The organism is Microbulbifer sp. ABE4_465, from assembly GCF_056160765.1.
Genome location: NZ_JBSWXV010000005.1, coordinates 225,576 through 249,986 on the forward strand (window position 1 = coordinate 225,576; position 24,411 = coordinate 249,986).

Below are 24,411 nucleotides of genomic sequence, written 5' to 3' on the forward strand. Positions count from 1 at the left end.
ACTGATCGCCAATCGGTTTACGCCCGCACGGCGTAGACCGGGCTGATCAGAGTTTTTGCCGCGCCTGTTCTTTTTTCAGGTGCTCCACCGCCTCGCGCATGGTAGCCACCCAATAGCGATCTGGGTGTGCCGCCAGATGCTCCAGCAGTGCCTGGTGGTCTTTTTCAGATACGGTGATGTAATCCCCACCCACACCGTGAAACATAAAGCCCACCAGGCTGTTGTTTTCCCGCGCGGCTTCCACCACGGCAATCAGCTCTTCCCCACTTTTCTCGGCGCCATCAAACGATGCGACCCGGTAAAAATCCTTGTCCGCAGGTTGGTGCTGTCCATCTGCAGAAAACAGACGCGCTGCGGGCACCAGCTTTTTCAGCTCCGGCACCACATCCTCCCCACCAGCGACCATATCGCCGCAGGGATAGGCGAAGGTGCGCTGCTGCTCTCCGTCGATGGCTTCGAGCATGCTGTTGGTAGCCTGCACCTCGTCGACAAACTGCTCCAGGGTGTACTTATCCAGATCCTGCCAGGGCTTTACCCAGCTGCGGTTGGCGACTGATTTGCGGCACGGGTGGTACAGCATATGGTTGCCGAGCTCGTGGCCGGTTTCCGCGGCGCGGCGCCATTCGTGCAGACGCATGCGGATTGAGGGGCGCGCGCCACTCAAATAAAACGTGCCCGGAAATCTGTGCTCGTTGAGCTGGGGGATGGCCACATCCAGATGGGAATCCAGTGCGTCGTCATACGTCAGCACCACCGCTACTTCCGCACCGCCGGGCCAGAGCGAGGGCACCTTGGCGGCGAGCGCGGGCGCCGCAAATGCGCAGGTGATAAGGCCCAATAGCGCAAACCTCGGGCCGCGAGACAACGTCTTGGAAGGTCGAGAAAACATACCAACTCCTTTTGTTTATTGTTTATTTGGTTTTACAGGTCGACGCGCAGGGTAAGCCCCCCGAGGTCTGCGTCTGCGCGCTGGTCATCATCGCGCGGTTCACCATCGCGCCGGACCGATGGCACCAGACCGATTGAACCGTGGTAACTCTCCACAATATCCACCACTACCGCAAGCCCGATCCCCTGCCCCTGCTGTTGCTGGTCCGCGCGCACACCGCGCTGGATCACATGTTGCCACTGGGACTCGGACAGGCCGGGGCCATTGTCGCTGACAGTAATCTCAAGCCGCCGCCGATCCTCGGTATTGCGGATACTCACCAGCAGTTTACCGCCACCGTACTTGTAGCCGTTATCGAGCAGGTTGCCGAGCATTTCCATCAGGTCCCCTTCATCGCCGTAAAACAGAACGGACTCATCGCACAGCAATTCGGCATCGATGGTTTTGTGGCGATAGGCCTTGTCCAGCGCGGACAGAATTTTTTCCGCAAGCGGTTGTACCGGAACGCCGCGCAGAATCGATTTTGGCGAAGACGTCACCGCCCGCTTCAGCTGGTAACTGATGATGCTATCCATCCGCTCTACCTGCTCCGCCAGCGCCTGCTGCGCACTGCGGGGATCGGCAGCCACATCCATCCCCTTCAGCACCGCCAGGGGTGTTTTCAGGCTGTGGGCCAGGTCACCGAGGGTATGCCGGGTCTTCTCTCGCTGGCGTCGTTCGTTCTCGATCAGCAGGTTCAGATTGTCAGTGAGCGGGACCAACTCCTGGGGAAAACGACCCTGCAGGCGATCGGCGCCGCCGTGCTGCATGTTTTTCAGCGCGCGGGTCAGCCCGCGCAACGGCGCCAGCCCCCATTGCAGCACCAGTAATTGCACGGCGATCAGCGCCAGTGAACCGATACCCAGCCAGCGCCACAGCGTGGTATTGAACTGCTTGAGCTGGGCATACAGCGGCGCCGCGTCTTCCAGCACAACAAAGGTAAATTGCAGTTCGTTGTCCAGCCCCCAGGCAATACCCTGGCGAAAGCTGGTGTAAGGCTGATTCAGATCCGGCATCTGCACTTCGGCAAATACCTGCTGCCCCTGGCGCAGCGGCAGCGGAAGAGGAAGGGCTGAAAAATTCGGCAGGCTCAATGCCGAGGGAGAGCGCCAGATCACCCGTCCCCGCGCATCCATCACCGCGCCGATGAGGCCGGAGTCCGGCTGATTGAACCGGGGTTCCGGCAGGCTCAGGGGTAGTTGCAGGGTATCGCCGTCGGGTTCCGCCACGGCCAGCAGCGTGTACACGTGCAACTGCAGTTCCCGCGCTTTGGCTTCATCCAGCGAGGTGCGGAAAGCCCGCTCCAGCACCCCGGAAAAAACCGCGAGGAATACCAGTAACACCAGTGTGGCCATCAGAGAAAGGCGGCCAGAAAGGGAGTGTACCCAGCGGAACAGCACCTGCCTCAGGCGGTGCAGCCGCGTCCACCATGCCATCAGTCCGCCGGGCTAAAGCGGTAGCCGCGCCCGCGCAGGGTTTCGATCGGTTTGACCCCACCGGCGGCATCCAGTTTTTTACGCAGGCGACCGATAAACACTTCGATCACGTTACTGTCGCGATCGCAATCCTGCTCGTAAATGTGCTCGGTGAGCGTGGTTTTCGACACCACTTCGTCCGGGTGCAACATCAGATATTCCAGCACCTTGTATTCGAACGAAGTCAGCTCCAACTCACTGCCGGACACCTTTACCCGCTGGGCACTGGTATCCAGTTCGATGGGGCCCGCATTGATGGTGGGTGAAGAAAATCCCGCAGAACGGCGCACCAGCGCATTGAGCCGGGCCAGCAGCTCTTCGGTATGGAAGGGCTTGGTAAGATAGTCGTCACCACCGGCTTCGAGCCCGCGCACCCGCTCCTGCCAATGGCCGCGGGCGGTGAGGATCAGAATGGGAAAATGCCGGGATTCCTTGCGCAGGGTCTCGATCACCTGAATGCCATCCACCTTGGGTAGGCCCAGATCCATCACCGCTACGTCGTAGGGAAACTCTCGCCCGAGGTACAGGGCTTCTTCGCCGTCCGGGGCTTCGTCCACGGTGTATCCCCCCTTGCGCAGGGAGGCCGCCAACTGTTCACGCAGGGCGTGCTCATCTTCCACCAGCAGTGCGCGCATGGTCTTTCCTCAATAAATTCTTTTCGGCAGTCGTTGTGCGGGCGAGCGTTCGCTTGTCGACCTCTTCGCGGTTGACTAGCGAGAGATACGCCCGCTCTGTTTATCAACGAACACTACATAGACCTGACTCTGGTCAGAAAGTCCCTTAACCCGGTAGGCGGCTTTGCCTTTGCGCTGGACTTCACTGATCGCCAGAATCTTGCCACCGAACTGGCGCTTTACGATTGCGGCGGCTTCATTTTTAGAGATGCCCTTGTTTTGCACCCGAAAACTGGCTAGGGGCTGCATAGGCAGTTTGTGAACGCTGGCGATCCTCGGGGCTGGCACATCCCCCTGATACCGCGAGGATGCGGAAACCGGCGCGGCGACCAGAACGGCCACCCACAGACAAACCAATGCGACTTTCACAGCTCTGCTCCTGTCAATTCCACAACGCCGCTGAAAGAACAATATATGTTCACAATACCGGCGTGACGTCTACGCGAACCCGAATTCTATCGCCAGGATGGTGGTCAGTGCGAATTAGATATTCCTGGCCGTTGTAACGGTAGTTCACGTCATAACCAATCAGCTCCCGGCGGGTGCTCACTTCTTCCACTACCTGGCAGCGTTGCTCGGTGCCGTATTGCACCGGCGCCTGGTTGCGGCTGATCGCGCTGCCAATGATCGCGCCCACCGCAGCGCCCGCTACCATACCCGCGCCCTTATTGGCGCGGTGGTGGTGGCGATAGTGGTGACGGCCGTAATGACGATAGCCGCGGTGCTTGTGCCCCTTCACCACGTTGCGCCCAACAGCCGCGCCCACAAGGCCGCCAATAATGGCGCCGGCAGGGGAAGGTTGCTGATAGGTGACGGTCTGGTCCCAGCACTGGGTTCTGGGTTCGACAACCCGGACATCATTGTAGACAGGCGTTACGCCGGTGACAGTGGCGTAGTGGTAGCCTTGCTGGCCAACATACTGGCCTTCGTACGGCTCTGGGTAGCCGCTGTCACCGGCAGTGGCAGAGACGCTTACGCCGACCAGGGCCGCGGTCAGACCGGCGAACGCCAACTGCTGGAACCATTTGTTTGCTGTAGCCATGTTCAGTACTCCCTGAGACCCGGACTCTGGCGCCCTGGCGTGACCACACTCTGCGTTTGGTCACTACCGTGTGCCTTGTTGCGGCCTTAAAGCGGCCGATGGGAGCACTTTACGGGGAACTGGCTGAATCGAAACTGAACTTTGGCAAGAATATAGCCGAGACTATTCCGACGATTCCAGGCGCTGCCGGCGGCGCTCGCGGAAACGCTGGCGCTGCTCCGGAGACAAGCTCTGCCAGCGTTCACGCAAACGCCTCTGGCGCTCCGGCGACAGTTGACGGAAGCGCTGACGGGCTTCGCGGATCTTTTGCCGCTGCTCCGGGGGCAGTGCCTTGAAGCGCTGATAGGCGTCGCGCAGTTTCTCCCGCTGCTCAGGGGTAAGCCGCTTCCATTTGCCAAATTCCTGACGCGCCCGCTGGCGCTGCTCCGGGGTCATGGAAGACCAGCGCTCCGCCCCCTGGCGCAGGCGTGCCTGTTGCTCCGGAGTGAATTCATTCCAGCGGTTCTCGAATCGTTGCAGCAGCTGACGTTCACTCTCGTTCAATTGCTGCCAGGTGACGGGATCTGCCCAGGCTTGACTACTCATCGCCGTCAAACCCGTCGTCATCAAAAACAGCGCGAGCAACAGCGGCAACCGGAATCCGCGGCGCAATCCCTTCGGTACCATCAGTTCCCTCAATACCCTATTTCGCATTGTGGCGTTACTCATCTGGCTCACCTTGCTTGCTCTGTACTTGCTGTTCGATATCGGCGGCTGGTTGCAATTTTGACTCTGACGGCGCAGGTTCTTCTGTCCAGCCTTCTTGCAGGTCGCTGGGCGGAACAAATTCGCCAGTGTCATCGGTCCAGTCGGACAGGAACAGTAAAAAATCTTCATCCAACGGTTCATTGGCAAAGGCCGCGGGAAACGCCAACAGCGTCCACGCCAAAATCAGGCGCGATAGCCGCGGCTTGCCCAGGCGCTTTTGCAAGAAGCGGCCAGCACGATTAGCCATCCAGCGCCTCCTCCGCCAACCACTGGTAAAACTCCACGTCTTCGATCATTTCCAGCTCGGTTTCTTCATCCAGAATCCACACGTCCGCCAGCAGATCTATTTCATCCTTTTGTGGCGTGTCGCCCCGCCCGATCAACAGTGCCACCACGACCATCGCCGCAACACCAGCTGCACCCGCGGGCAACCATAGATTTGCCAGTGAGTACTTTGTTGCAGCCTCATCCAGCGCTGCCGAGCGCGCGCGACACAGGCGCGACAGGGTTTCCCCGTCGAGTTTTTCGTCGCGCCGAACCATGGCCTCGCGGGCGCCGGCAATCAACTGCTGCTGATTGCGCACATGCTTGCGGCTCTGGCCACTCGCTTGATCTTCCGGCGAATTCATCGCACTTCCTCCAGTTGCGCACGCAGGGCGACAAGCGCCCGGGAAAGGTGGGTTTTGACACTGCCGGCGCTGCAGGACATTGCGGTGGCCGTCTCGGCGATATCGAAGCCCTCAACGCAGCGCAGTAAAAACGCCTGTTGCTGACGAGGTGGCAAACGGCCGACCGCCGCTTCAATCGCGTCGAGGGTGTATTGGGAAAAAACACCCTGCTCCGGTCTCGGTCCAGCGGTGTCTTCGAGAATACCCGGATCAAAGCCGTCTTCGTCACCGTCATCACCGGCAAACTTTTCTCGCAACAGTTGCCAGCGGGAAATCGTTTTGTGGCGGCGGTGCCAGTCGGTAATGCGGTTACTGAGAATGGTAAAAAACAGCGGGCGCCATTGCTCCCGCTGTTTGTGGCTGTACCGGCGGACCAGAGAAAACATCGCGTCCTGCACGATATCCAGCGCGTCGTCCCGGTTCCCTACGGCCATCGCAGCCATGGAATAGGCTCGTTTTTCTACCGAGGCGAGAAACTGTTCCATGCAGCGAGAAGGCTCTTATTTTTTAACCCGCTCACTGCGGCGGTCCATGCGGCGGTCGACACCCTGCCCCTTGCGGTCGAGGCGGCGATCAATACGGTCACCTTTGCGATCCAGTCGATTGTCGATCTTGTCGCCCTTGCGATCCAGCCGGTGGTCTATGCGATTGCCCTTGTTATCCAGGTGGGTGGCCCGCTTGTCGTTACCGTTGGCTTCGGCACGCTGTGACGCCCGGTCCAGTCGGTTATCGATCCGGTCGCCCTTGTTGTCGAGCCGGTTGTCGATGCGATCGCCTTTGTTATCCAGGCGGCTGTCGATGCGATCACCGCGACGGTCCAGGCGATTTTCGATACGGTCGCCCTTGTTATCCAGGTGCTTCGACAGCGCCTCGCCATCTTCGGCCAGTGCGGCACCGGAAAACAGCATCGTTACGGTGAAAAAGAGAGTCGATTTATTGATCAGTTTCATCGGTGGTTTCCTTGTTGTAATCCCCGCTGTACGGGTGAGAACTGCTCTGTTCTCTTATCAAAACGCACAGGCGCGCCATTGGTTGACACTACGATCAAAAAAACGATGAAAAAATTTTGAATTAACTGGCCTCGGTCGCTTCTTCTCTGCTGTGGTCATCGCCACCGCTGCTTTCACCCGTACTATCGCCCAACCAGCGCTGAGTCAGGGTGCCGGCAGTCATGGCACCATTCACATTGAGCGCGGTGCGCGCCATATCAATCAGCGGCTCCACGGAAATCAGCAGCGCGGCAATCTGTACTGGCAGGCCCATGGCAGGTAGCACGACAAGCGCCGCGAAGGTGGCGCCGCCGCCGACGCCGGCGATACCAAAAGAGCTGATCACAATGACGGCAATAAGAGAGGCCAGCCAAACCGGGTCAAACACATTGATCCCCAATGGCACCGCTACCATTACCGCCAGCATGGCAGGATAAATACCCGCACAACCGTTCTGGCCGATGGTGGCCCCAAAGGAGGCAGAAAAGTTAGCAATGGCCGGGGAGTTTTTCAGCTCGTCGATCTGGGTTTCCACGTTCAGCGGAATCGTCGCTGCACTGGAACGGGAGCTGAAGGCAAACACCAGCACCGGCCATACCTTGGCGAAATAGTGCAAAGGGCTAATGCCATTCACCAGTAGCAGCACCGCGTGCACCACAAACATCAGCGCAATGGCGACAAATGAGGCCAGCACGAAATTAAACAGGTTGAAGATATCCGCCCAGCTGGACTTGGCCACCAGCGCCGTGACCAGCGCCATTACACCGTATGGGGTGAACGCCATAATCAGGCGCACCAGCTTCATCACCCAGGCCTGGGCCACGGAAACGAAGTGTTCGATGGCCGCGCCCTGCTGCGGGTTTTCCCTGCGCACCGCCAGTGCCGCCAGCCCCAGTAATACTGCAAAGACCACCACGGCAATTACCGAGGTGTCCCGCTGGCCGGCGAGGTCGGCAAAAATATTGCGCGGAATAAATGAGGTCAGAATTTCCGGGATACTGAGGTCGCTGACACGACCAATGCGCTCGTTGAGCACTTCTACCCGTGCCGCTTCCCGCGCGCCCTCCACCAGGCCCTCTGCAGAAAGGCCAAACAGGTGGGCGATCATTACACCGATCAATGCAGCAATTGCGGTGGTCCCCAGCAATACCGCCAGTACCGATACACTGATTTTGCCCAGCGAGCGGGTATTACTGACCTTTACTACCGCCGCCAGAATGGAAATCAACACCAGCGGCATTACCAGCAAATGCAAAAGGTTTACGTAGCCATCACCAATCAGCCCCACCCAGTCCAGCACCCAGGGCACGTCCACACCCCAGCCTTCCGCAAGTTGCATAAAGCCACCCAGCAATACGCCCAGCAACAAGCCGGCAAATACCGCCGGTGCCAGGGAGTCGCGACTGCGGTGCCAGCGCGCCAGAGGCCAGAGAAGGAACAGGTAAAACGCCAGCAGTAGCAGTGCACCCAATTGCATTGAATTTGAGTCCCAGTTTGCGTGTTCGAGGTTAAAAAATCGAAGACATCCTAACAGCTGGCGCAGTTTCCCCTAAAAGACGCTTTGGTTATACCGGTAGAAGCATGCGCGGCGGCTGATTGTGCGGCGACCTACTGCTCCAGATAAGGACGGATTGCTTCCTGCAGCGAGGTGGCCGTCTGCGGCCCTACCAGGGTACGCCGCCACTGGCCATTGCGATCAATAATGAAGGTCGATGGCAGAACCTGAGGAACCGCCTGCCCCCAGCGACCTTCCGGTGCCGCGGCGAGCAGCGGGAAGGCGATGCCAAACTTTTCGGCCTGGCGTTGTACTTCCTCCGCGGGCGGCTGATCAAAATTGATCCCCAGCACCAGTACCTGCTCACCATGCTCGCGATAAAAATCATTGAGCTCGGGTATTTCCTCTCGACAGGGCGCACACCACTCGGCCCAGTAATTCACCAGCAACACTTTGCCGCCGGTCTCCAGCCGGTCGCCATTCAGTGCGGTAAGCCCGCCACTACGGGATTCGCAACCGCCAATTGCCAGCGCCATCAGCAACAGTAGCGCGGCAACCGGGTTAAGATTTGGCCGTTTTGCTGGATGGCTTATTACTGCGCGCATTGCGGCTACTTCCCTTGTTGGCAGATTTACTGGCGCTGGATTTGTTGTCGACGGAATCGTCCACCGTTTCCACCGAGGCAGGCAGCTTGGCCGGTTCCAGATTGCCGGTATCCACGGTTTTCTCCAGCATTTCCTTGGACATGGACTCCCGGAACAGGTCCCCAAGGCTCTGCGACAGATGCTCGCGGGAGAACTCCCGCGCCTCGCGGAAACGGGTTTCCACGTCTCGGTACCACGGGCGCACCTGCAACTCGCGGTGACCGCTCTCCGGTACCGGTGCCGGGTGCAGCCAGTCCAGCATCTGCTGCAGAGTGACTGAATCCAGATCCCGCACCAGAACGTAATCGTTGCGGTCTGTCTGCCCAATTACCTTGTTGGCCTGCAGGATTTCCCGAATACGGCGCCACTGGGCCGGGCGAATCCCCGCGCGGGAAATATCCTGATCGCTAATGGTCTGGCCCTGCTGATACTTGCTGAAAAACTTCCACAGGATGGAAAGCGTCGCCACCAGATCGGAGTAATTTCGCCCCTGGGCCGCCGCGTGATAGGCCGACAGGGTCCGCACCAGCACACAACCCGCCAGCACGATCATCCACATCAGGTAGATCCAGATCAGGAACATGGGCACAAAGGCGAAGGCACCGTAAATCGCCTGTACCGAGCTGCGCGCGACAATGGCACCAAACAGATACTTGGCCGCCTCAAAGGCAAACGCGGTAATCACCCCCCCGGCGAGACCGTGGCGCAACGGCACCCGGCAGTTGGGAACCGCAACAAACAACAGCGTGAACGCGATGGCGGTAAATACCCAGGGCAATACCCGTAACACTATCGGCAGCAGTCCGAGGCTGTCGTTCTGGGCGAGTACTTTTTGAGAGAAGAGATAAGTGGTGGCGGCCATACCGGCACCGAGCAGAATCGGCCCCAGGCTCAGGATCGCCCAGTACAGCAGGAAGCTGGAGACACCCCGGCGCCCCTTGGGAATATCCCAGATGGCATTAAAGGTGTTCTCGATGTTTTTCAGCATAAAACCTGCGGTCAACAGCAGCAGGCCAATACCCACCCCGGTAAGGCGCTGGGCCTGGGTAGAAAAGCTGTTGATGTAATCCTGCACCTCACGCCCGCTTTCCGGCACAAAGTGGGAAAAGATCTGTTGCTGGATCTTGCTCTCAAGCCCGGCAAAATCCGGAAACAGCGACAACATGGCATAGCTCACCGTTACCAGCGGCACTATGGCAAACAGCGTCATATAGGTAAGCGCAGCGGCATTCTGCCGGCAGTTCTTTTCGTTGAATACGGTCCACAGGGAAGTAAAAAAGCGACGCCAGCGGTGCACCATTTCAGTCATGGGTCTTCTCAGTTTGTTATTCGGCTTGCCAAACCATTTTTTAAAAGAGGAGCTGTCCGCCATTTTCCGGTGAATCTGGCGGAAAAATCCGTGCATTTTGTCTAAAAAGTACGCCATACCTCAGCGTAGACGACCAACAGAGTGCTGTTAGAATACGCCAAACCTTAACAGGATACGCTTTCGATGTGGACGATCTACCATAACCCCCGCTGTTCAAAATCTCGCCAGACCCTGCAACTGCTGCAGGAAAACAATATCGAGCCGGAAATCGTGCTCTATCTGGAAACGCCGCCAGACGCTGCAGCGCTGAAAGACATCCTCGGCAAACTGGGCATCGCCCCGCGGGACCTGCTGCGCAAAGGGGAAGACGCCTACAAGGAACTCAATCTCAAAGACGCGGCCCACAGCGACGCGGCACTGATCGACGCCATGGTGAACCACCCCAAACTCATCGAGCGCCCCATCGTCATCAAGGGCGACAAAGCCGTGCTCGGCCGCCCGCCGGAAAATGTACTGGAGCTGATCTAGTGGCTTCCGCATCAACTGCGCCGTACATCCTCGTCCTTTATTACAGCCGCAACGGTGCCACCGCCAAAATGGCCGCGGAACTCGCCCGCGGTATTGAAGAAACCGGACTGGAAGCCCGCCTGCGCACCGTGCCCGCGGTTTCCCCCAATACCGAAGCCAGCGAACCGCCGGTACCCGACAGCGGCGCTCCTTTCTGCACCGCCGACGACCTGCGCAACTGCGCGGGCCTGCTGATGGGCAGCCCCACCCGCTTCGGCAATATGGCCTCGCCCCTGCGCTACTTTCTGGATCAGACCAGCGACATGTGGCTCGACGGCAGCCTGAGCGGCAAACCCGCCGCCGTATTCACCTCCACCGGCAGCCTCCACGGCGGCCAGGAGACCACCCTGCTCTCCATGATGCTGCCACTCATGCACCACGGCATGGTCATCGCCGGCATCCCCTACTCCGAAGGCGCCCTCATGCACACCACCACCGGCGGCACCCCCTACGGCGCCTCCCACTGGGCCGGTGGCAACGACGGCGAACTCAGCCAGGACGAAACCACCCTGTGCCGCGCCCTCGGCAAACGCATTGCCACCCTCGCCGAAAAACTGGGAGACCACCGTGGCTAAACAGAAAAAACAGCGCAAACCCATCGACCCCGCCAGCCTCACCCGCAAACTGGACGTCGCGCGCAAGCTCAACTGGTTCTGCTACGGCGGCCTTCTGCTACTGTTCGCGGTATGGAACCTGTTCCTCGACGGCTCACTCAAGTGGTGGATACTGCAAACCGTTCCACTACTGCTGGTGTTGCCAGGCTTGCTCAAACAGCACCAACGCGCCTATCTATGGCTATGTTTTATCCTGCTGCTCTATATCACCGCGGGTATCGTCGACGTAATGATGCCTACACGCGGCTGGCAGCATGGCGTGCTAACCGCTTTGAGCCTTATTCTGTTTGTATCTGCAATGATGACCAGCCGCTGGCAAGTGCAATTGCAGAATGCACAAGCAAACGAAAATACCAGCGTTTAACTACTTATAAATCGCACTGAAAGTCAGTGCGAAGGCGCTGATACCGGGTACAGCCTTGTGAGACCTTCCGCGAGAGGGACCTCGCGGAAGAGCCCCCATGGAAGGGTTCACGGCGTGTCTCACAAGGCTGTACCCGGTAGCAGTGCCGCCACTTAACTTTCCAAGCACCACGCGGGTCGCCACAGAACCGTATTAGACAGACCGGCACAAGGAGTTTCAGGTTTGACCGAATCAACAAGACGTCGCGGCCCTATTCGTCGCTTTTTTGGCGCCATTGGTGGAGCCATCACCTGGCTGCGCCGGGTGTTCACCAACATCCTCTTCCTGCTTCTGCTCCTGTTTATCGGCATGGCCATCTTCGGCGGTGAAGAGCGCATCACCGTACCCCAGGGCGGCGCCCTCAAAGTTGCCCCCGGCGGCTTCCTCGTCGACGAAGTCAGCCAACCCAGTGGCGTTCCCAGCTTCCTGGGCGGCCCTGCCTCACCACCGGAAACCCGTGTAAAAGACCTCGTCGACGCCATCGACGCCGCCGCCAACGACAACCGTATCAGCGCACTCGTGCTCGAACTCGATCACCTCGCCGGTGCCAGCCTCAGCAAGCTCGAAGAAGTCGGCGAAGCCGTGCAGCGCTTCAAAGCCAGCGAAAAACCGGTCTACGCCATCGGCGACAACTTCACCCAGGGCCAGTACTTCCTCGCGAGCCACGCCGACAAGGTCTATATGAACCCCATGGGCTCCCTGTTGCTCACCGGCTTCGGCAGCTACCGCAACTACTACAAAAGCGCCCTGGATAAACTGAAAATCAACTTCCATGTATTCCGCGTGGGCGACTACAAAGACTTTATCGAGCCCTACACCCGCGACGATATGTCTCCCGCCTCCCGGGAAAACAACGCCCGCTGGTTGCACCAGTTGTGGAGCGAATACACCGAACAGGTCACCGGCCTGCGCAACCTGCCGCCCAATGCCGTCGACAGCTATATCGCCGACCTGCCGCAAAACCTGCGCGCCGAAGGCGGAAGCTGGGCCAAGGCCGCACTGGCCAACAAGTTTGTCGACAAACTGCTCACCCGCCGCGCCGCCATCGCAGAGCTGCAGGAAGTGGTTGGCGTCGCCAACGACGACAAATCCCAGTACAGCGGCATCCACGCCCACGACTACCTGCGCCAGGTGAAACTGACCAACCTGCCGGATCCGCGCCTGCAAAAAGACAAGATTGGCCTGATCAGCGCCGCTGGCGCCATCATCGATGGCGAAGCGCCTGCGGGACAGATCGGTAGCGCCACGCTCGGCAAACTGATTGCCGAAGCCCGCGAGAAAAACGTCAAGGCACTGGTCCTGCGTATCGACAGCCCCGGCGGCTCCGCCTTTGCTTCAGAAGCCATTCGCCAGGAATTGCTCGCCACCCGCGAAGCCGGTATTCCCGTGGTAATTTCCATGGGCAGTGTTGCCGCCTCCGGTGGTTACTGGATTTCTGCCGGCGGCGATCGCATCTGGGCATCTCCCTCCAGCATTACCGGCTCCATCGGTGTATTTGGCGCCTTCCCGACATTCGAAGACTCCCTGGAGCACCTGGGGATCTACAACGACGGCGTGGGCACCACCGAACTGGCCGGCACCATGCGCCTGGACCGCGCCTTGCCAGAGGCCGCCGCGGACATCCTGCAACAGGGCGTGGAGCACACCTACGCCCAGTTCCTGCAGTTGGTAGCGGAAGCGCGCAACAGCACGCCAGAGGAAATCCACAAAATCGCCCAGGGTCAGGTGTGGACCGGCCGCACCGCACACGAACTGGGTCTGGTGGACGAGCTGGGCAACCTCAACGATGCCATCGCCGATGCCGCACAGCTGGCCGAATTGGAAAAGTATGAAGTGATGGAAATTCAGCGCGAGCTGACCCCGAGCGAAAAAGTCATGCGTGCCCTGGCAGAAAATGTGGACGCACAGATTTCCGCAAGCGTCGAGCGTAATCTGCCTCTGGGCGCCTGGCTGAACAGTATTCAGCCTGCGGTGCAGCCACTGACCGAGTTGAAATCCTTTAAAGATCCCCGCGCACTCTATGCGCGCTGTCTGGGGTGTACCGCGCCCTGACCCTTTCCCGATGCCTCACCGGCCCAACCGGTGAGGCTTTCCCCCCTCACATTCACTGCCCAAGCCGCCGCGCACCCAAGTGGTGCATACCAACTTTTCACGCCCGCCACCCTCACCATTTCGAGGCAGTCTCCGCACTCTTGTGGCCCGAGGATTTCGAACTAAAGGATTACTGCGCCAATCCATTGCTCTGAAGCGGTGCAATGGCTCAAATTTCTGTGACTGGCACTATTTTTGGATTACCTGAATAGAGCGCGCGTTTTTACGTGCCGACGCCAGGCCAAAAAAAGAAGCCAGAAAACGGAATCGAATGACCACAATAGCGAGCCCGAAAACCCAGTGGCTGATCGCCAGCGATCTGGACGGCACCCTGCTGGACCACTTCAGCTACTCCCACCAACCCGCCGACGCCACGCTGCATCAACTGGAAACCGCCGGTATCCCGGTCATCCTGAATAGCAGCAAAACCCGCGACGAAATACTGACACTGCGCGATACGCTACAAAATCGTCATCCGTTTATTGTGGAAAACGGATCGGCCATTTTTATTCCTCGAAATTATTTCCCCCACAAACCCGAGCATGCCCGTGAAGAAGATGGATATTGGGTGCTGGAGCCCGGCGCCCAGCGCCAGAGTATTGTCGATTTCCTCCACACCGACGGCATGCGTCACGGAGTGCCCTATTTAAGTTTTTCCGCCGCGAACAATGCAGAAATTGTTGCTGCCACGGGCCTGAGTGCCGGCGAAGCAGAGCAGGCAAACCGTCGCGGATACTCCGAGCCGCTATTGTGGCGCGGTACCGAACAGGAAAAAGCCACCTTTACCGCCCGCGCAAATGCGGCGGGTTTTGCCACTCTGCAGGGCGGACGTTTTCTGCACGTGCTGGGCCAGACCGACAAGGGGCAGGCGACACGCCTGCTCAAGAAAACCTATCAGCACTATACCGAACGCCCATGCAAACTGATCGCGAGCGGCGACGGGCCCAACGACCTGGATATGCTCCGGATCGCCGACGTCGCCATTATTGTGCGCTCGCCGGCACATCCTCCCCCGGAGCTAGCGCATCATCCCGAGCTGATCATCACCCAGGAAACAGGCCCCCTGGGCTGGGCACTGGCAGTTCAGGACATTCTCGCCACCGAATTTCTACCCTTGTAAAAATTTCTACCGTCGTAAAACAGGAAGCAAACCGTGACCGATTTTTTTCAGAATGGTGATATCACGACCCTGCACAACCTTTCCAACCGCAGCCTCGAAGATATGGAGGCTGACCTGATTCGTTTCTCCAAGCATCGCCCCATGTCGCTGCTGCTACCTTCCCTGTATTCAGAGCTGGAAGGAGAGGCTCTACCGAAGATTCTCGAAATCCTGGCAGAAGTTCCCTACCTTTCAGAGATCGTCATCGGACTGGACCGCGCCAATGAAGAGCAGTACCGGGATGCACTAAAGCAATTCAAAATCCTGCCGCAGCACGTGCGGGTATTGTGGAATGATGGCCCGCGCCTGCGCGAGCTGGATGCCCAGTTACAGCGAGATGGTCTCGCGCCACAGGAAGCGGGAAAAGGCCGAAATGTCTGGTATTGCCTGGGCTACATTCTGGCTTCTCGCCGCGGTGAAGCCATTGCATTGCACGACTGTGACATCGTCACTTATGACCGCATGATGCTGGCGCGCCTGTTCTATCCGGTGGCCAACCCTCAGTTTAACTACGAGTTCTGCAAGGGCTATTACTCCCGCGTGGCCAATGGAAAAATCAACGGCCGCGTGTGCCGCCTTCTGGTCACGCCACTGATCCGCACCCTGAAAAAAATCTACGGCCACACCAAATACCTCGAGTATATGGACAGCTTCCGCTACTCCCTCGCCGGCGAGTTCTCTTTCCGTCGCGACGTGGTCAACGACCTGCGTATTCCCAGCGATTGGGGGCTGGAAATCGGCGTGCTTTCAGAAATGTATCGCAACTATTCCACCAACCGGCTGTGTCAGGTGGATATCGCACACTCCTACGATCATAAACACCAGGATGTCTCCTTCGACGACGAGCACTGTGGACTGTCAAAAATGTCCATCGATATTGCCAAGTCTTTCTTCCGCAAACTGGCGACCCAGGGCACGGTGTTTTCCTCTGAGACCTTCCGCAGTATCAAGGCAACCTACTTCCGTATCGCGCTGGATTTTGTGGAAACCTACCGCAACGATGCGCTGATCAACGGCCTGAAGTTCGACATTCACAAAGAAGAGCAGACCGTTGAGTTGTTTGCCAGCAACCTGGTGAAAGCTGGGCAGGCCTTCCTGGACAACCCGATGGAAACGCCGTTTATTCCCAGCTGGAACCGAATTACCAGTGCGGAGCCCGGATTTCTGAAACAACTCAAGCAAGCCGTCGAAGCGGACTACGAAGAATACAACGCATAAAAATAAAACTTTGAACGACCAGATCAGCCATACAACGGGGGATACAGTGAACCAACCGACCGCGCAGTTGCCCATCAAGGAGGTTTTACACCAGAAGGTGGTGGATCACCTGGCATTTATCTATCCGGATCTCGAAGTCGAGCCCATCGCCCAGGAGCTCATACGCACCATGCGACTGGACGATGACTGCCAGAGCCCCCTCGCCCATAAAAACCTCTGGGACCAGACCGATATAGCCGTTATTACTTACGGCAACAGTATCCTGAACGATAACCAGCCACCGCTGAAAACCCTGCATCATTTTCTGCAGGCGCATTTCCCGATGCTGATCAATACGGTGCACATTTTACCGTTCTTCCCCTATTCCAGTGACGACGGCTTTGCCGTATCCGCCTACAAGCAAGTGGATCCAACCCTTGGAGACTGGAGCGATATTCTGCGGATCAGTACCGATTTTCACCTGATGGCCGACCTGGTCATCAACCACTGTTCGGCCCAGCACGACTGGTTCCTGAATTATCAGGAGGGGGACGATCCTGGCCGCGACTTTTTCGTCGAGGCAGATCCCAAGGAAGATCTCAGTAAAGTGGTGCGCCCCAGGGTCACACCGCTGCTGCGCGCCACCGACACACCGCGGGGCACAAAACATGTGTGGTGCACCTTCGGTCACGATCAGGTCGATCTGAACTTCGCCAACCCGAAGGTACTGGCCAAGATAGTGGATATCATTCGCCTGTATCTGGATATGGGCGTGCGAGTGTTCCGTCTGGATGCGGTAGCGTTTATCTGGAAAGTACTTGGCACCAATTGCCTGAATCTGGCGGAGACCCATGAAATTGTGCGACTGCTACGTACTCTGATTGAGCACGCCAACCCCAATGCGGTGATTATTACCGAAACCAACATTCCCAATCAGGAAAACCTGTCCTATTTCGGGAACGCCAACGAAGCCCACTGCATCTATAACTTTTCACTGCCCCCGCTACTGGTCAACACCCTGGTGACCGGCAACTGCCGCTATCTGAAAAACTGGCTGATGAGCATGCCGCCGGCCCAAAACGGTACGACCTATTTCAATTTTATCGCCTCTCACGACGGTATCGGATTGAGACCGGTAGAAGGTCTGCTGGATGACAGCGAGCAGGAAGCCCTGATTCAGACCATGGAGAATTTCGGCGGGCAGATTTCCTGGCGCGCACTGGACGACGGCAGCAACAAACCGTACGAAATCAATATATCCCTGTTTGACGCGTTAAAAGGAACCACCGAGGGCGAGGACAGCTGGCAACTGGCGCGATTTGTTTGTGCCCATGCCATTATGCTGGCGCTGGAGGGAATCCCCGCGTTTTATCTGCACAGCCTGGTGGGCACCACCAACGACTACGAGCGCATGAAGGAACACGGCCACAACCGCGCCATCAATCGCCGTCAGTGGCAGGAGCAGGAGTTGAATGAGCGCCTGGCCAACCCGGAAACCCATCACCACCAGGTGTTTCACAAACTGCGCCGGCTGATCCAGTTGCGCCGTGAACAACCGGCCTTCCACCCCAACGCCACCCAGTTCACCCTGCATCTCGGGGATCAGGTGTTCGCGTTCTGGCGCCAGAGTCTGGATCGCCGGCAGAGTATTTTCTGCCTGAACAATATTTCCGATCAGCCCCACACCATTCATCTGAACGCCATCAATCTCATCGGCACAGACCAATGGAAAGATTTAGTCAGCGATGCGACCTTCGACGATATGCTGGCAACAGTGACGCTTGACCCTTATCAGACCATGTGGATCAGCAATCGCTGGTAATCAAATCGGTTATGCGCAGGCAGTGCGACGGACCTCCGTCATTCGGGGTGTTCGTCGTCCACACTCTCGCGGGATTTCACCCAGTGCCCGCCTTTCATCTGGACTTCAAAGCGCGCCCACTGGCGGAACTCCTCCCGCAGGCAGATACCGGTATCGAAGGCGCCGTGCCCCGCGAGGACTTTATAAATGATGCGATCCTTGGTGGGCGGCGGTTCCCGCGATTCATCCACCACCTGGCGCACGCTCCACAGTTTGCCGAGCTTGCCATTGCTGTAACAGCGTCCCGCCACAATTTCCTGCGGGTGTACCACATTGCGCTCCGCGTGCTGTTTGGCCAATTCCAGTAGTTCGGTGAGCCCTTCAGCAGTGATGTCCACGTAAGAATCCTGCTCCTGGATCGCCGCGGCAAAATCTTCCTGAGTAATTTCGGTTTCGCGCGATTCGGGCTCTGCGGTCGCAGTGGTTTTTCGCCGCCGCCCCAGATGTACCGGGTAGCGACGCCAGTAAAACAGGCTGTTAAATGCAACCGCCACCGCGAGGATCAACAGCACATTGGTCAAAATCGGCACTAGCAGGAAATCAAACCCCAACTGGTACACCGCTTCGCCGCCGGTAACGGCCGTCAGGGCTGTGGCACCGCCGGGCGGGTGAATACAGCGGAGGTAGTACATGGCCGCAACCGCAATGCCCACCGCCGTGGCCGCTGCCAGCAACTCGGGACCGATCCAGCGGTGGCAGAGAACGCCCACTAGCGCCGAAACCAGATGCCCCCCCACCAGAGACCACGGCTGGGAAAGTGCACCGTGTGGAACCGCAAACAGCAACACGGCACTGGCGCCCATGGATGCAATGATGAAATAGCTGGTGGAGATATCGATGACACCCGCAGACAGCGCCCGCTGCGTCACCCAGAATACCCCGAGAATCGCCAGGGCCGCGCCCAGGGCCGAAATCAGTTTTTCACGATGGCTGGTATTGTTTTTTTCAATGCCCAGGTAGGCGCGCAGCTCGCTGATCAGACGCAAAGTAACCCCCGTTGGTCAAATTGGCGCTATGTAAATAATCGATTGTTAAGGGTTTGAATTTTCGCGGGTACGGACATTCAGGTGGCGCAAGGCACCACTTATCCATACCAGAACAAAGGCAAACAGGCTGAAGATCCCCGCCCACCACAGTGTGGTTAGCGGCGCAGTAAATTCACTGATGATTCCGGCGGCGAGAGCACCGATGGCCGCGGAGCCGAACAGGGAAAATTGATAGATGGATATAATGCGGCTGCGCACCTGCTCCGGCGCCAGCAGTTGAACGATGGATTTTCCAAGCGCCGCGGAAGCTGCCGCCACCGCACCCCAGCAGGCGCACAACAGCATCAGCCCGAACGCGGTGGGGCCAAAACTGATGGCAATCAGTAATGCCGCACTGTACAGCAGGCACATCAGAACACCGCGCCCCGGTTGATCCCCCTGCCCCCGCCGCAACATCACAATCGTGGCCAGTACAGTACCCGCGACAAACGCAATTTGTAGCGTTGCGTAGTAGCTGGCACCGCGTCCGTAGCTCTCCGCCATTAACGGTAATACCACCAGAAACACGCCGATATGCACCAGGCCGTTAAAGCCCACCAACAACACCAGTTCAAAAATGGCGCGACTCTTACGTACTTCCGCAAACCCCTCCAACAATGCCGAAGGCAATCTTTTCGCCACCGCGACTTTCGACGGGCCGCTGCGGCGCAGGCAAAAGAAAAACACCGCGGCAATGGTCAATACACCCACCTGAATCAGTAACAGCGGTTCTGCTCCCCAGTGATCAAAGCGGCTGGCCAGCAGCATCCCCATCGCCTGGCCGCCGTACTGAGCCAGCATCATCCAGGTTACGAGGTGCTGTACCTGGCTCTCCTGCAGGGGGCTACCATTGGCTGGCTTGCGGGCACCGCGCTGAACCAGATTCTCCCGCGCGGGCTGTAAAAAAGCGGTAAAAAATCCGAGGCTGACACCGTACGCCAGTAACAGCGCCAAACTCGGGATGGCATGCATAAGGAAAAATGCCAGAGTGGCGTGACACAGGGCCAGCCCCAGGCAAGACAGCGCAGCCACGCGCGCGGCATCAAAGCGATCCGCCAGGGCGCCGCCGAACAGAAGAAAAATCAGATTGGGAAGCAATACGGATGCCTGCACCCAGCTCAACTGCAGGGCAGGCAACTCCACCAATGACACCGCAATCCATGGCAGCAATACCACCTGCAGGCCGGTAGCCAGGGAGGTGCCGCTGAAGCCGAGCAGGAAAGTACGCAGTCGAACCGCCAGTGCGGGAAAAGCCATTACAGAATCCGAAAAATCAGTCTCTTACCGCGGCAATATTGACTGGCCATCGCCAGCAGGCGCGGAAAACGGGGCGCTATTGTCCCACACTTTTACCTGACGTTTTCACCTGGCGCCAGTACCGCGATCGTTCGCCCACTCATCAACGCGCCGATATGTGCGCGGGATCTTCGGAAGTGACAGATCGTGCGGAAAGTCGCAGTGGCCAGAACACGCGCACCAGGCGTCGCAACTGTTTGAGCGCCTTAGCATCATCAGCGAAAGCGGCCTTTTCATAGGCAAGAGTGATGCGCAGAACCATAGGCCCTAGCGCCGGCCATTCACGCTCGATTCGCCGCGCGTAATCTCCAGCTGCCTCACCGGGGTTACGCGGTAATCCCGCCCGTGCCATGCGCCGGCAAAAGCGCAGATAAAGACGATCCACCGGCGCTAACGCAGGACCGCGCCCTGACAAGTTCAGCCAGATCAACAATACAACCAGGGCGATTGCCATCGGTGTCCCCAGAAAGATAGCCACGCGCAGCGGAGATATTTCCCCCAGCATGCGGCGCAACAGGCCTTCCTGACGCTCGGCATCAAAACTCACCACGGTGCGGTACCAGCGGTAATTGATCGTGTCCCACTGCAGTCGCAAACGCGTGACAAAGGCAATTTTATGCAGGGGCAAAAATGCATCCTGCATAAATTCGTCCGCCGCGGCACTCTGCAGGCCGTCGCGAATACGCTGGGGCGCCACAGAAGCGGTGGGGTCCACACGCACCCAGCCCCGTTCCGGCAGCCAGATTTCCGCCCAGGCGTGCGCGTCATACTGGCGCACCAGCAAATACTCCTGCTGCTCTACCCACTCACCGCCCTGATAGCCCGCCACCACTCGTGCGGGAACCCCCGCGGCGCGCATGGTGAATACATAGCTGTTGGCAAAGTGTTCGCAGAATCCCTGCCGGGTGCCAAACAGAAATTCGTCCACAGTGTTTTTGCCCAGCGCGGGCGGCTGCAGGGTGTAGGTAAAACTGCGGTTGTACATGGTCAGCAGCGCCTGGGATATGGCATCCGCACCCATCCCCTCTTGCCGCCGCGCCAACGCCCAGGCGCGGGCCTCGGGGTTGCCAGATTGGGGGAGCTGCAAGTGGCGGCGCCGTTCCGCCGCACTCAACCGGGACTGCGCGGGAATACTGTCCCGGGGCCAGGAGCGCACATCGTAGGCCAGTCGGCTGCCCACCGGATTCCGGTAAATCAGGGTATCTTCCTCGGTGGTACGCACCCCCCGGGTATCGGAATGGGGGGTTGCCATGGCAAACAACCAGGGATTGTGACTGACTTCCTGAATAACCTGATAACGATAGCGCGGCCCTACCGCGGGCAGACTTTGCTCATCATCGCCTCCGGCACGGGCGCGGCGACCGGCCCAGCGATTACCGGTAACCCCCGGTTCACTCCAGCGGCGACCATCAAAGTGGGTATACACCAACCCGCGCCAGTAGCGCTGCTCCGGTGGCGGTACCGGGCCGTCGAAAGAGATGCGCAGTGCGGGCTTGTCGGATTTGGACAGTCGACTGAAATCCCCCGGGCTCATGGAATCACTGATTCCGGTGGAAGCCGCGGAGGTATTATGCGGTACCGCCCACAAAGGCCCTAGGCGCGGCATTACTACAAACAGCACCAGCATCACCGGCACCGCCTGCGCAAGTAGCTTTGCTGACAGCCCAAAAGCCCGGCCGGCACGGGCGCTGCCACTGCCCTGTTGCGCGACCAGAGCGGCGGTTACCACCAGCAGGCTAAAGACGCCATAGAGCGCGTAGGGAATCGTCTGGTCAAACACGAACAGGGTCGCGGCAAGAAAATAGGCCAGCATCAGGCTGAGCATGGCGTCCCGCCGGCTCAGCAGTTCGATATTTTTCAGGGTAAAGGAGACGGCCAGCAACGCCACCATGGGCTCCAGGGCAAACCAGCGCCGATACGTCAGCGCCAGTCCCGCAACCGCCAGGCTGACCGCCACCAGTTTGACCACACGCCCGGGAATTTCCCGCCGCCCGCGAAACACTTCAAGGCGCCAGTAAACGGCGATACACCAGGCAAAAACCAACCAGATGGGAAGATGAGCGAAATGCGGCAACAGCACCACCAGTTGCGCGGCGAAGACCCAAAGGAGGCTCTCTCGCGGCAACAGTGTCTGTAATTGCCCACTATGCACGCTCACCCGACGACTCCTTTTACCGGAAACAGCGCCAGCGCACTCAGCACTTTTTGCCGATGGGCGCTACCCAGCGCCGGCTCCACCGTCAGGCCGGGAAGCCGCAATCCGTAGGCTATCTGAGCGCGCTCCGCCTCCAGCACCCAGGCACACAGATTGCTCAGGCGGGCCTCGGGCTCGCGCCCGGCCAGAAGGTCCCAATCCAGCCACAGGCGGGCGTCACTGCCGGAGGCGTATTCCTTGCTATACAGGTCACGTCCGCCGGCAAACTGTTTCCACGCGACGTGCCGCAGTGAGTCTCCCGGCTGATAATTTTTCAGGCCGGCGAAATCATCACCGCCGACAGAAAGGCTTTTCTCCTGCTCCCCCTCGCCCACACTGGCGCCCCAGGGCAGTGGGCCCGGGGCTTTCGGTTGCGGATATACGAGGAACTCCACATCCAGATCCACCCAGCTCCAGCATTTGAACAGCCCCAGGGGAAAACGGCTCTCCACGCGAATGCGCGGGGCGCGCACCTTGCCACGCTGGACCAGAGGCAGATCCAGGCGAGCCTCGACGGACGCACTGTCAGTAACATCCGCCAGCACCCCCTCTTCCGGTGGCCAGCTCAGGCGCACTCTTTCGTGGGCGCGCTTGCCGGTTTTTTCCAGTGCGACCTTTGCGGTGCCGAAATCCCCGGCAAAGGCGGGGTCGACGTCCTGCAGACGCAACTTCAGACCGGACAGGTTGGCAAAGGTGTGTACCGGCAAGATCACCAACAGTCCCACCAGCAGGAATACCAGCGCGAGCACCAGATTGTTTTCGTAATTGGTGCCGAGCAGCCACAACAGGAAAATCAGCAACAGGAATCCCATGCCAGCGGCAGTGGGCAGGACAAACAATTTGCGATGATTGAGCGTGACACTGGGCGCTGCGGGCAGGCGCCGGTCCAGCCAGCGGAGCCAGCGCCGGTTTAACACACCGGCAGTCTGGGGGGTCGCGTTCAGTGCGCCACGGGGATGGTTTTTACTCGTGGAGGATTCCATTGAGACATTTTTAAGCACGTGTGCGGGAACCCCGTTTGCCTCAGGCGGCGATAATGTCCACCTGGTGCATCATACGCTCCACCAGCTGGGTACCGTCGGTGCCGTCGCTCTGCAAACGATGGCCGGCAACGGAAGGCAGTACGGCCTGCAGGTCTTCAGGCAAGAGGTGGCCGCGATTGTGAATCAGTGCCCAGGCACGAGCGGCATGCAGTAACGCCAAGGCGCCGCGCGGAGAAAGGCCTACGCCACATTCGGCGCTCTGGCGAGTGTGTAGTACCAGGCGCTCCAGGTAATCCAGCAGCGAGTCGGAGGCTTTGACCTGGCTGACCAGGCTTTGCAGTTTGCGCAGGCCTTCGCTATTGATGCGCGGCTTGATCTGCGCCAGCTGGGCGCGTGGGTCGACGCCTTTGAACAGCGCACGCTCCGCTTCGCGGGTCGGGTAACCGAGGCTGATGCGCATCAGGAACCGGTCGAGCTGGGATTCCGGTAGTACAAAGGTACCGGACTGTTGCAACGGGTTCTGGGTGGCAATAACAAAGAAGGGTTCAGGCAGCGGGCGGGTTTCGCCATCGACGCTGACCTGACGCTCCTCCATCGCTTCCAACAGTGCACTCTGGGTTTTGGGGGAGCTGCGATTGATCTCGTCGGCGAGCAGTAACTGGCTGAATACCGGGCCTTCGTGGAAACGGAACTGGCCGGACTCCCGCTCGAAAATACTGACGCCGATAATATCCGCGGGGAGCATATCGCTGGTGAACTGGACACGCTTGTAGCTGAGCCCCAGCACCTGGGCGAGTGCGTGCGCGAGAGTGGTTTTGCCCATGCCGGGCAGGTCTTCGATCAACAGGTGACCGCGGGCCAGCAGACAGGCCAGCGCCAGCTTTACCTGATGTTCTTTTCCTAACAGGACCTTGCCGATGTCATCGACAATCGCGGAGATGATTTTTTGCACGGCAAATCCATTACTGCTCGGTTTTTCTTCACTAGCCATTAATGATAGGCCCCGGGATAAACGGGGCCATTCATCATGTCACATTCCGCGCCATTGTG

General features: G+C 58.7%; 25 protein-coding genes. 7 read left to right on the forward strand and 18 right to left on the reverse strand.

From position 1 onward, the window contains the following. Positions 1–46 precede the first annotated feature (46 nt). From ACXAG1_RS10905 to ACXAG1_RS10965, 13 genes are all read right to left on the reverse strand, one after another. On the reverse strand, positions 47–889 hold the full coding sequence (locus ACXAG1_RS10905; RefSeq protein ID WP_475119720.1) for a polysaccharide deacetylase family protein: 843 nt from the start codon (positions 887–889) through the stop codon (positions 47–49). 32 nt (positions 890–921) lie between these two features. After that, entirely contained in the window at positions 922–2,364 is a 1,443-nt protein-coding gene (locus ACXAG1_RS10910; protein WP_475119721.1) for an ATP-binding protein, read from the reverse strand. Beyond that, positions 2,364–3,038 carry a response regulator transcription factor gene (locus ACXAG1_RS10915; protein WP_231757771.1) on the reverse strand — a complete coding sequence of 225 codons (675 nt, stop codon included), beginning with the start codon at positions 3,036–3,038 and terminating at the stop codon, positions 2,364–2,366. The genes ACXAG1_RS10910 and ACXAG1_RS10915 overlap by 1 nt, the downstream gene beginning before the upstream one ends. 75 nt (positions 3,039–3,113) lie before the next feature. Further along, a complete protein-coding gene (locus ACXAG1_RS10920; RefSeq protein ID WP_475092473.1) occupies positions 3,114–3,446 on the reverse strand; it encodes a PepSY domain-containing protein in 333 nt (110 codons plus the stop codon). A 49-nt stretch (positions 3,447–3,495) separates the two neighbouring features. Next, the gene (locus tag ACXAG1_RS10925) at positions 3,496–4,119 is read right to left on the reverse strand and encodes a glycine zipper 2TM domain-containing protein (protein WP_475092472.1); all 624 of its coding nucleotides are present in this window, start codon (positions 4,117–4,119) and stop codon (positions 3,496–3,498) included. A 162-nt stretch (positions 4,120–4,281) separates the two neighbouring features. Continuing rightward, positions 4,282–4,827: a DUF3106 domain-containing protein gene (locus ACXAG1_RS10930; RefSeq protein WP_475092471.1), complete on the reverse strand. Its 546-nt coding sequence runs from the start codon at positions 4,825–4,827 to the stop codon at positions 4,282–4,284. Continuing rightward, positions 4,820–5,113: a hypothetical protein gene (locus ACXAG1_RS10935; protein WP_475092470.1), complete on the reverse strand. Its 294-nt coding sequence runs from the start codon at positions 5,111–5,113 to the stop codon at positions 4,820–4,822. The genes ACXAG1_RS10930 and ACXAG1_RS10935 overlap by 8 nt, the downstream gene beginning before the upstream one ends. After that, positions 5,106–5,495, reverse strand: a complete 390-nt coding sequence (locus tag ACXAG1_RS10940) for a hypothetical protein (protein WP_475119722.1) — start codon at positions 5,493–5,495, stop codon at positions 5,106–5,108. Before ACXAG1_RS10940 ends, ACXAG1_RS10935 begins: the two co-directional genes overlap by 8 nt. Further along, positions 5,492–6,019, reverse strand: coding sequence for an RNA polymerase sigma factor (locus tag ACXAG1_RS10945; RefSeq protein ID WP_475092468.1), 528 nt, complete (start codon positions 6,017–6,019; stop codon positions 5,492–5,494). Before ACXAG1_RS10945 ends, ACXAG1_RS10940 begins: the two co-directional genes overlap by 4 nt. A 15-nt stretch (positions 6,020–6,034) precedes the next feature. Beyond that, positions 6,035–6,484, reverse strand: coding sequence for a hypothetical protein (locus ACXAG1_RS10950; RefSeq protein WP_475119723.1), 450 nt, complete (start codon positions 6,482–6,484; stop codon positions 6,035–6,037). Between the two features lie 121 nt (positions 6,485–6,605). Beyond that, entirely contained in the window at positions 6,606–8,000 is a 1,395-nt protein-coding gene (locus tag ACXAG1_RS10955) for an L-cystine transporter (RefSeq protein ID WP_475119724.1), read from the reverse strand. Between the two features lie 131 nt (positions 8,001–8,131). After that, a complete protein-coding gene (locus ACXAG1_RS10960; RefSeq protein ID WP_475092465.1) occupies positions 8,132–8,623 on the reverse strand; it encodes a TlpA family protein disulfide reductase in 492 nt (163 codons plus the stop codon). Then, positions 8,580–9,971 carry a YihY family inner membrane protein gene (locus ACXAG1_RS10965; RefSeq protein ID WP_475092464.1) on the reverse strand — a complete coding sequence of 464 codons (1,392 nt, stop codon included), beginning with the start codon at positions 9,969–9,971 and terminating at the stop codon, positions 8,580–8,582. Before ACXAG1_RS10965 ends, ACXAG1_RS10960 begins: the two co-directional genes overlap by 44 nt. Before the next feature lie 183 nt (positions 9,972–10,154). On the opposite strand from ACXAG1_RS10965, the gene arsC reads away from it, so the two are divergent. The 7 genes from arsC (at position 10,155) to ACXAG1_RS11000 (ending at position 17,824) form a co-directional block, all read left to right on the forward strand. Next, positions 10,155–10,499: an arsenate reductase (glutaredoxin) gene (arsC, locus tag ACXAG1_RS10970; RefSeq protein WP_475092463.1), complete on the forward strand. Its 345-nt coding sequence runs from the start codon at positions 10,155–10,157 to the stop codon at positions 10,497–10,499. Further along, on the forward strand, positions 10,499–11,113 hold the full coding sequence (gene wrbA / locus ACXAG1_RS10975) for an NAD(P)H:quinone oxidoreductase (protein ID WP_475119725.1): 615 nt from the start codon (positions 10,499–10,501) through the stop codon (positions 11,111–11,113). Before arsC ends, wrbA begins: the two co-directional genes overlap by 1 nt. After that, a complete protein-coding gene (locus ACXAG1_RS10980) occupies positions 11,106–11,516 on the forward strand; it encodes a DUF2069 domain-containing protein (protein ID WP_475092461.1) in 411 nt (136 codons plus the stop codon). The genes wrbA and ACXAG1_RS10980 overlap by 8 nt, the downstream gene beginning before the upstream one ends. Before the next feature lie 222 nt (positions 11,517–11,738). Beyond that, positions 11,739–13,607 (forward strand): signal peptide peptidase SppA, encoded by a 1,869-nt coding sequence (sppA, locus tag ACXAG1_RS10985; protein ID WP_475119726.1) that lies wholly within the window; start codon positions 11,739–11,741, stop codon positions 13,605–13,607. Positions 13,608–13,917: 310 nt separating this feature from the next. Continuing rightward, positions 13,918–14,766 carry an HAD-IIB family hydrolase gene (locus tag ACXAG1_RS10990; protein WP_475119727.1) on the forward strand — a complete coding sequence of 283 codons (849 nt, stop codon included), beginning with the start codon at positions 13,918–13,920 and terminating at the stop codon, positions 14,764–14,766. A gap of 33 nt (positions 14,767–14,799) precedes the next feature. Further along, positions 14,800–16,023, forward strand: a complete 1,224-nt coding sequence (locus tag ACXAG1_RS10995; protein ID WP_475092458.1) for a glycosyltransferase family protein — start codon at positions 14,800–14,802, stop codon at positions 16,021–16,023. Between the two features lie 46 nt (positions 16,024–16,069). Next, entirely contained in the window at positions 16,070–17,824 is a 1,755-nt protein-coding gene (locus ACXAG1_RS11000; RefSeq protein WP_475119728.1) for an alpha-amylase family glycosyl hydrolase, read from the forward strand. Positions 17,825–17,862: 38 nt separating this feature from the next. Here ACXAG1_RS11000 and ACXAG1_RS11005 read toward each other — a convergent pair whose 3' ends face one another. From ACXAG1_RS11005 to ACXAG1_RS11025, 5 genes are all read right to left on the reverse strand, one after another. Further along, entirely contained in the window at positions 17,863–18,849 is a 987-nt protein-coding gene (locus ACXAG1_RS11005; protein WP_475092456.1) for an HPP family protein, read from the reverse strand. 45 nt (positions 18,850–18,894) lie between these two features. Beyond that, positions 18,895–20,145 carry an MFS transporter gene (locus ACXAG1_RS11010; protein ID WP_475092455.1) on the reverse strand — a complete coding sequence of 417 codons (1,251 nt, stop codon included), beginning with the start codon at positions 20,143–20,145 and terminating at the stop codon, positions 18,895–18,897. A 142-nt stretch (positions 20,146–20,287) separates the two neighbouring features. Continuing rightward, positions 20,288–22,342, reverse strand: a complete 2,055-nt coding sequence (locus tag ACXAG1_RS11015; protein ID WP_475119729.1) for a transglutaminase TgpA family protein — start codon at positions 22,340–22,342, stop codon at positions 20,288–20,290. Continuing rightward, positions 22,339–23,361, reverse strand: coding sequence for a DUF58 domain-containing protein (locus ACXAG1_RS11020; protein ID WP_475119730.1), 1,023 nt, complete (start codon positions 23,359–23,361; stop codon positions 22,339–22,341). The genes ACXAG1_RS11015 and ACXAG1_RS11020 overlap by 4 nt, the downstream gene beginning before the upstream one ends. Before the next feature lie 40 nt (positions 23,362–23,401). Beyond that, positions 23,402–24,313 (reverse strand): AAA family ATPase, encoded by a 912-nt coding sequence (locus tag ACXAG1_RS11025; RefSeq protein WP_475119748.1) that lies wholly within the window; start codon positions 24,311–24,313, stop codon positions 23,402–23,404. Positions 24,314–24,411 lie beyond the last annotated feature (98 nt).